We start from the raw sequence: 7,955 nt of genomic DNA, 5'->3' as shown, positions 1-7,955 counted from the left end.
ACTTGCTTATAACCAGCGGGTGCATCACCACCGAGCTGCTGAGCTGCTTGACTAAATCCTTCGACGTTTCCATTGTAAATACCACCTGCAGCTAAAAGCCGACCTGCAGCTTTGCTATTAATGGTTTTGGTAACTTGGGGATTTTTAAAGGATTCGCTAAAACTGTACTTTATTCGCCGGGTTGCCGGTGGCTGTTCATCGCGACGATTCGCTACTGCATCTTGATAACTGCTCATTACCCCATGGACAAACCACTCATGATAGCGAGCGGCGTTTTCGCATACTAATTGACCATTTTCGTCTATGTAAAAGGGGTTTCTGAATGAACACCAATTTGACACTATATCTACGCCGATTAACCAACCCACCTCAAGCTCGCTTTTTACTATGTCATATACGGGATCGGCATAACCCCTTTGGGCTGGGATCCAAGTCTGCATATTCAGTAGGCGGTTAGGAATCTGAAATGGCTCATAACGTCTGTAGTTATCAGGGTTTAAGTCGTAATAGATTTTTGTCTGCTCAAGCGCATCGGTTGGAGTCACAATCAGTGCATAATCTGACGGCAAGCACTCTTTATGAAACTCCCTACTTCGATAAAGTCTAAACATGCTTCCTCTGCATAATATCCATAAATTCTATGGATATTAAACAATTTAAAATCAATAAATACAATAATAAATATAATTCTATTTTACTCTATGTAAACGCGTTTCAAGCCAGATATATTCACATCCTGGAGTAAGAAATTTCCGATTAATTAATCCTGGCTGGTGTTACGTTACGGCCAGCAAATCACGCCAACTCCACTTATCTAATTTTCAGCAGAGTTAAGGCGATTAAATCAGTTCTCCGCAGCAGATATCCCTTCCCATAATGCAGGTTCGTTTCTTGGTATGAGCCTGCAAAATGTCTTATCGAATCAGCATTCTGGATAAAAGCCCGCTGGCGGAAGGAGAAACCGCCGTTCAGGCCCTCAAGCGCACGCTGGATCTGGCACAGCGGGCGGAATCCTGGGGCTATCACCGCTTCTGGATTGCCGAACATCACAACACCGGGCAGGTCGCCAGCCCGTCGCCCGAAGTGGTTATCGGCTGGCTGCTGGGGCAGACGCGGCGGATCCGCATCGGATCCGGCGGCGTCATGCTTCAGCACTACAGCCCGTACAAAGTGGCGGAAAACTTCAACCTGCTGGCATCAATTGCGCCCGGGCGGGTGGATTTGGGCGTCGGTAAAGCGCCGGGCGGGCTGCCTCTTTCTACCCGGGCGCTGCAGCAGGGTGTGCATCATCCTGAGCACATCTCCTTCGCCGACCGGCTGGCGCAGCTGGACAACTGGCTCTCCCTGACCGAAAGCGAAGGCAATGATACGGTGCGCGCGACGCCCATTCCGCCCCAGCGCCCGGACGGCTTTCTGCTCGGGGCAAGCCTGGAGAGCGCCGAGCTGGCGGCGCAGCTCGACTGGAATTTTGTCTTTGCCGCGCACCTCAACGGCGATCCGCAGCTGCTCAGCGACGTGCTGAACCGCTGGCGAGCCTTAAGCCGCCGCGATGCGATGGTTGCGGTGCAGGTGGTGGTAGCCGACAACGCCGAGATCGCCGCGCGGCTGGCGGAGGCGGTGCAGGTCTGGAACGTGCGGCTGGAAAGCGGCCTGCGGGCCAGCGTCGGCAGCGAAGAGCAGGCGCTGGAGTTTGCCCGCCAGGCGGGAAGCCCGGTGCTGGAGATCGTTAAGCGCAAATCCTCGCTGCTGCACGGCACGGCGCTGCAGGTGCGCACTCAGCTGGATACGCTGCACCGCTACTACGGCGTGGACGAATTTATTATTGATACCCCGGTGGCGGAAGGCGCAGCGCGCCTGACCTCGCTGCGGCTGCTGGCCGAAGCGCTCAACCGGGTGGAGGTGGCGTCATGAGTTTTGAAAATCAGCTGATCGACTGGCGGCGCGAGCTGCACCAGAATCCCGAGCTGTCCCTGCAGGAGGTGGCGACCACCGCCCGCATCCGCGACTGGCTGCAGAGTGCCGCCATTACGCTGCTGCCCTACGATCTGAAAACCGGCGCAGTGGCGGAAGTCGGGCAGGGGGATAAGGTGGTGGCGTTGCGGGCCGATATTGACGCATTGCCCATCGAAGAAGCCACCGGACTGGCCTACCGCTCGGGCAATCCCGGGGTGATGCACGCCTGCGGCCACGATATCCACACCAGCGTGATCCTCGGTGCCGCGCTGCTGCTTAAAGCGCGCGAGGCCGAGCTGCCGGGCAGAGTACGGATCCTGTTTCAGCCCGCTGAAGAGAACTTTGGCGGCGCGAAAACCCTGATCCGCGCCGGAGCCCTGGAGGGCATTTCGGCCATCTTCGGGATGCACAATGAACCGGGAATGCCGGTCGGCAGCTTCGCCACCCGCGGCGGCGCGTTTTACGCCAACGTCGATCGCTTCGCCATTAAAGTGCAGGGCAAGGGCGCCCACGCCGCCCGCCCGCACGAAGGCCAGGACGCCATTCTGCTCGCTAGCCAGCTGGTTAGCGCCCTGCAGAGCGTCGCCAGCCGGGAAGTCAACACGCTCGACTCGGTGGTGCTTAGCGTTACCCGCATTCAGGGCGGCAACACCTGGAACGTGCTGCCGGAGAACGTTGAGCTGGAAGGGACGCTGCGCACCCACCGTACCGAGGTGCAGGAGCGGGTCCGCACCCGGGTCAGCGAAATTGCCGCCGGGTTTGCCCGGGCGTTCAACGCCAGCATTGAGGTGACCTGGTACGCCGGCCCCACCGCGCTGGTCAACGATCCCGAATGGGCGGCGTTCGCCACCCGCGTCGCGGACGACGCAGGCTATCAAACCTCCACCGCAGCGCTGCATATGGGCGGCGAAGACTTTGCCGTCTACCTGCAGCAGATCCCCGGCGCCTTCGTCAGCATCGGCAGCGAAAGCCGCTTCGGGCTGCATCATCCCGGATTTAATCCCGACGAGCGCCTGATCGCGCCGGCGGCGCGTTACTTTGCCGCGCTGGCAGAAAAAGCGCTGCAGCACCTTTAATACAGGAGAGCCCTATGGCCGAACAACGACAGCTGCGTTTGGGCACCATCCTGCACGGCGCCTCCGGCAATATGTCCGCCTGGCGCCATCCGGCGGCCCCGGCGGATGCCAGCATCAATCTTGATTTTGTGAAAGAGACCGCCCGCAAGGCGGAAGCGGGAAAGCTCGATTTCCTGTTCGTGGCGGATGGGCTGTACATCAACGAAAAGTCGATTCCGCACTTTCTTAACCGCTTTGAACCGCTGACCGTGCTGTCGGCGCTGGCAAGCGTTACCGAACACCTGGGTCTGGTGGGCACCCTGTCTACCTCCTACAGCGAACCGTTCACCACCGCGCGGCAGTTTGCCAGCCTCGACCATCTGAGCGGCGGCCGCGCCGGCTGGAACGTGGTTACCTCGCCGCTGGAAGGATCGGCGAAAAACTTCTCCCGCGATCGCCATCCCGATCACGCCCTGCGCTACCGGATCGCCGATGAATATCTGCGGGTGGTGAAAGGGCTGTGGGACTCGTGGGAAGAGGACGCTTTCGTGCGCGATAAGGCCAGCGGGCAGTTTTTCGATCCGGCAAAGCTGCACGCCATCGACCACCGCGGTGATTTTTTTCAGGTCGCCGGGCCGCTGAACATTGGCCGCACGCCGCAGGGAAGGCCGATTATTTTCCAGGCCGGCGCCTCCGACGACGGTAAAAAGCTCGCGGCCGCCCACGCCGACGCCATCTTCACCCATCAGGATACGCTGGAAGAAGCGCAGGCCTTTTACCGCGACGTGAAGCAGCAGCGTGTCGCCGCCGGTCGGGAAGAGGGCGATCTGCATATTTTCCAGGGCGTCAGCGTGATTGTGGGCGACGACGCGGAGGACGCCGAGCGGCAGTATCAGACTACCGCCGCGCTGGTCTCCGTCGAGAACGCCCTTAACTATCTTGGCCGCTACTTTGAGCACCATGATTTCAGCCAGTATCCGCTGGACGCGCCTTTTCCCGAACTGGGGGAGCTGGGGCAGAACAGTTTTCGCAGCACCACCGACGCCATCAAGCGCGATGCCAAAGCCCGCCAGTTAACCCTGCGCCAGGTGGCGCTGGAAGCCGCCAGCCCGCGCCCGCGCTTCTCCGGCTCTCCGGAGCAGGTGGCGGACGGGCTTCAGCACTGGTTTGAGCACCGCGCGGCGGACGGTTTCATCATTCAGGGCGGTACCCCGGAAAGTTTTACCCACTTTGTGGATCGGGTCGTGCCCGTTTTACAGGCCCGGGGCCTGTTTCGCCGGGACTATCCCGGACGCACGCTGCGGGAAAGCCTGGGGCTGGCGCTGCCGGTTAATCAGTTCACACAACAATAAGAGAGTGGCTATGCGAAAAACTGCGCTACTGCTGGCCTTGAGCCTGGTCGCGGCCGGGCTGGCTCATGCTGACGAGGTGACCATCAACGGCACCGGCGTGAGCCTTGAGGCGAATAAAACCCCCATCGACACCGAAAAAAATCCGGCGGCGATAGCCAGGCTGCCCGCCAACTTTCACCCGGCCGTGCCCGGCAAATTTACCGTGGCGATAAGCGCCCTCAGCCAGCCGCCGCTGACGGTCTTTGCGGAAGATAATAAAACGCTGCTCGGCAGCGAAGCGGACATTGCCCGGCTGGTGGCCGACAGCCTGGGGCTGACGCTGAATATCGTGCCCGCGTCGTGGGAGGACTGGCCGCTGGGCGTGACGTCCGGCAAATACGATGCCGCGATCAGCAATATTACGGTAACCAAAGCGCGCAAGGAGAAGTTCGATTTCGCCACCTACCGTAAGGACTCCCTCGGTTTTTATGTCAAAACCAGCAGCCCGATAACCCATCTTGATAAAGCCGAAGACATTGCCGGGCTGCGCATTATTGTCGGCTCCGGCACCAATCAGGAGGCAATCCTGCTGGCGTGGAATGCGCAGAATGTCGCGAAAGGGCTGAGGCCCTTCACGCCGGTCTACACCCGGGATGACGCGGCCCAGAATCTGGCGCTGCAGTCCGGACGGGCGGACGCCTACTTTGGCCCCAACGTCATCGGCGCCTGGAAAGCAGCGCTGGCGGGCAACAGCCGGCTGGTGGGCAGCGTGGACGGCGGCTGGCCGAAGGCGGCGCATATCGCGGTGACGGTTAAAAAAGGTTCTGGCCTGGCGGAAGCGGTACAGGTTGCGCTTAACGGCGTGATCCAAAACGGGACTTACGACCGGGTGCTCAGCCGCTGGGGGGAAGAGGTTGAGCGCATTCCGCATTCGGAACTTAACCCGCCCGGACTGGGCGACTAAGGAGGACGCGATGAGTGAACGATTTCGCGATGTATCGCCGGAAGATGACGAGCTACAGCCCATTTTGACCGGCCTGTTCGCCGAGTATGCCTCCCGCTACGACGACTACTTCTCCCGCCATGCGGAAGTGGAGCTGACCGAGTGGTATCTGGCACCCCAGGGACTGTTTATCGTGCTGGAGCGCGACGGCCGTATTATTGCCACCGGCGCATATAAACCCTACGACGCCGACACCGCCGAGATTAAACGCATCTGGACCGACCGCACCCTGCGCCAGCAGGGGCTTGCCGGGCGGGTGGTGGCCGAACTGGAGCGCCGCGCGTGCCTGGCGGGGTACAGCCGCATCTACCTCACCACCGGCTTTCGCCAGCCGGAAGCGGTGCGGCTGTACCTGAGCCAGGGCTACGAGCCGCACTTCGATGTAAACCGGGATCCGGAAGAGTACAGCCTGCCGCCGTTCGACGGCCGGCTGCGGTTCACGAAAACGCTGGTGCAAACCGCGCTCAGCAAACGCGCCTGAGGAGATAACATGAAACCTGAACACGCGATAAAAGTCATACCGGCGCGCTACCCGTGGCGCATTGTCGGCGCCGCGGTGGCCCTGTTGGTGCTGGCGGTGGTGGTGCAGTCGGTAGCATTCAACCCGCGCTGGGAGTGGGGCGTTTTTGCCCGCTGGTTCTTCGATCCTGTCATCCTCGAAGGCGTCGGGCAAACGCTGCTGCTGACGCTTATCGGCACCGCACTGAGTATCGTCCTCGGCGGCGCGCTGACGCTGGCGCGGCTGTCTCCATCGTGGCTGCTCAGCGGGCTGGCCTGGGCCTACATCTGGCTGTTCCGCTCCCTGCCGCTGATTGTGGTGCTGATCGTGCTGTACAACTTCTCTTATCTGTACGACACCCTGTCGGTGGGCATTCCGTTTACCGGCATTCAGTGGGCCAGCTACCAGACCATTAACGTGCTGGGCCAGTTCTCCACCGCGGTGGTGGGACTGACGCTGGTGCAGAGTGCCTACACGGCGGAAATTATCCGCGGCGGTTTTCTCGGGGTCGATCACGGCCAGTATGAAGCCGCGGCGGCGCTGGGCCTTCCCGCGCCGCGCCGCACGTTGCGTATTATTCTGCCGCAGGCGCTGCGCACCATTCTGCCTGCCGGCTTTAATGAGATAATCAGCTTAGCCAAAGGGACTGCGATGGTGTACGTCCTCGCCATGCCGGAGCTGTTTTACACCATCCAGATGATCTACAACCGCACCCAGCAGGTGATCCCGCTGCTGATGGTGGGGGCAGTCTGGTATCTGGCGATCACCAGCGTGCTGTCGGTTATTCAGTACCTGGTCGAGCGCGGCCTGGCCCGCAGCGAGCGCCGCTCGGCAGTAAACTCAACCCGCCGCAGCCGCTCTGCGGCCCGCGCCGCCGTCTCGTCAGCACAGGAGCCCGCCCATGCCAGCTAACAGCGCAGGACATATCTCCATTACCGGCGTCAGCAAATACTACGGACGCCAGAAGGCGCTGGATAACGTATCGCTGGAGGTTAAGCCGGGTAGCGTGACGGTGATCCTCGGCCCGTCCGGATCCGGAAAATCGACCCTGCTGCGCACCATTAATCACCTTGAGCGCGTGGATGAAGGCTTTATCCAGATTGACGGCGACTATATCGGCTATCGCCGGGAGGGCGACCGGCTGTACGAGCTGAAAGAAAAGGCGATTCTGCGCCAGCGGGTCAATGTCGGCTATGTGTTTCAGAGCTTCAATCTGTTCCCGCACCTGACGGTGCTGGAAAACATCATCGAAGCCCCCATCGCCCACCGCCTGCTGAGCCGCAAGGCGGCCATTGCCCGGGCCCACAAGCTGTTGGATCGGGTCGGGCTGCGGGACAAAGCGGATGCCTGGTCGCGGCACCTGTCCGGCGGGCAGCAGCAGCGCATCGCCATCGCCCGCGCGCTGGCCCTCAATCCCCGGGTTATGCTGTTTGACGAGCCGACCTCGGCCCTGGATCCGGAGCTGGTTGGCGAAGTGCTGGACGTGATTAAAGATCTGGCCCGGTCCGGCACCACTCTGGTGGTGGTCACCCACGAAATTGGTTTTGCCCGGGAAGTGGCGGACAGGGTGGTCTTTATGGTGGACGGGCGCATCGTGGAGGAGGGCAGCAGCGAAGCGGTGCTGAACCATCCTCAGCATCCGCGCACCCGCCAGTTTCTGTCAAAGGTGCTGGCATGAGGTGCCGGGCGCTGGCGGCGCTGCTGGTTTTAGTTGTGGGATCCGCCCAGGCGACGGGCAGCCTTGACCTGCAGGCCAACGAGCAGCCGCTGCCGGTGGCAAAGGACGAAAAGGCCATTGCCCGCATTCCCGCCGGGTTTCATTTCGTCGAGCCCGGTACCCTGACCGTTGCGATTTCCGCGCTGAATGCCCCGCCGCTGGCGCTGCTCGCCAGCGATAACCGCACCCGCATCGGCAGCGATGCGGACGTTGCCCGGCTGCTGGCGGGCAGCCTCGGGCTGAAGCTGAAGCTGGTGCCCGCCGCCTGGGAGGACTGGCCGCTCGGGATTGCTTCCGGGCGCTACGATGCGGCGCTGATCAATATTGCGGTCACTGAACAGCGCAAGGAGAAATTTGATTTTGCCACCTACCGGGTTGATTCGCTGGCGTTCACAGT

6 protein-coding genes and 2 pseudogenes are annotated in these 7,955 nt (G+C 61.0%); 7 read left to right on the top strand and 1 reads right to left on the bottom strand.

What is annotated here, in order from left to right; all coding sequences use genetic code 11:
* Nucleotides 1-611: pseudogene (locus QZ766_RS07320) on the bottom strand (hypothetical protein); the annotation flags it as partial.
* 298 nt (nt 612-909) lie between these two features.
* On the opposite strand from QZ766_RS07320, the gene QZ766_RS07315 reads away from it, so the two are divergent.
* The 7 genes and pseudogenes from QZ766_RS07315 to QZ766_RS07285 form a co-directional block, all read left to right on the top strand.
* Nucleotides 910-1,911, top strand: coding sequence for an MsnO8 family LLM class oxidoreductase (locus QZ766_RS07315; RefSeq protein WP_297199519.1), 1,002 nt, complete (start codon nt 910-912; stop codon nt 1,909-1,911).
* Complete coding sequence (locus QZ766_RS07310) at nt 1,908-3,029, top strand: M20 peptidase aminoacylase family protein (RefSeq protein ID WP_297199517.1); 1,122 nt, start codon at nt 1,908-1,910, stop codon at nt 3,027-3,029. The genes QZ766_RS07315 and QZ766_RS07310 overlap by 4 nt, the downstream gene beginning before the upstream one ends.
* 14 nt (nt 3,030-3,043) lie before the next feature.
* Nucleotides 3,044-5,303: pseudogene (locus tag QZ766_RS07305) on the top strand (NtaA/DmoA family FMN-dependent monooxygenase).
* A gap of 10 nt (nt 5,304-5,313) precedes the next feature.
* Nucleotides 5,314-5,823, top strand: a complete 510-nt coding sequence (locus tag QZ766_RS07300; RefSeq protein ID WP_297199512.1) for a GNAT family N-acetyltransferase — start codon at nt 5,314-5,316, stop codon at nt 5,821-5,823.
* Between the two features lie 9 nt (nt 5,824-5,832).
* Nucleotides 5,833-6,753 carry an amino acid ABC transporter permease gene (locus QZ766_RS07295; protein ID WP_297199509.1) on the top strand — a complete coding sequence of 307 codons (921 nt, stop codon included), beginning with the start codon at nt 5,833-5,835 and terminating at the stop codon, nt 6,751-6,753.
* A complete protein-coding gene (locus tag QZ766_RS07290) occupies nt 6,743-7,519 on the top strand; it encodes an amino acid ABC transporter ATP-binding protein (protein ID WP_297199506.1) in 777 nt (258 codons plus the stop codon). The genes QZ766_RS07295 and QZ766_RS07290 overlap by 11 nt, the downstream gene beginning before the upstream one ends.
* Nucleotides 7,516-7,955 (top strand): transporter substrate-binding domain-containing protein (locus QZ766_RS07285; protein WP_297199503.1); only part of this gene is annotated, 440 nt, incomplete at its 3' end. The genes QZ766_RS07290 and QZ766_RS07285, both read left to right, overlap by 4 nt.

This window comes from uncultured Pluralibacter sp. (assembly GCF_913775985.1).
Classification (GTDB): domain Bacteria; phylum Pseudomonadota; class Gammaproteobacteria; order Enterobacterales; family Enterobacteriaceae; genus Pluralibacter.
The sequence above is the reverse complement of the archived record's forward strand: the minus strand, read 5'-3'. Positions and strand labels throughout refer to the sequence as shown.

Bases quoted from the DNA above. Each gene is read 5' to 3' on its own strand.
- QZ766_RS07315 (WP_297199519.1), top strand. From the start codon at position 910: ATGTCTTATCGAATCAGCATTCTGGATAAAAGCCCGCTGGCGGAAGGA.
- QZ766_RS07310 (WP_297199517.1), top strand. From the start codon at position 1,908: ATGAGTTTTGAAAATCAGCTGATCGACTGGCGGCGCGAGCTGCACCAG.
- QZ766_RS07300 (WP_297199512.1), top strand. From the start codon at position 5,314: ATGAGTGAACGATTTCGCGATGTATCGCCGGAAGATGACGAGCTACAG.
- QZ766_RS07295 (WP_297199509.1), top strand. From the start codon at position 5,833: ATGAAACCTGAACACGCGATAAAAGTCATACCGGCGCGCTACCCGTGG.
- QZ766_RS07290 (WP_297199506.1), top strand. From the start codon at position 6,743: ATGCCAGCTAACAGCGCAGGACATATCTCCATTACCGGCGTCAGCAAA.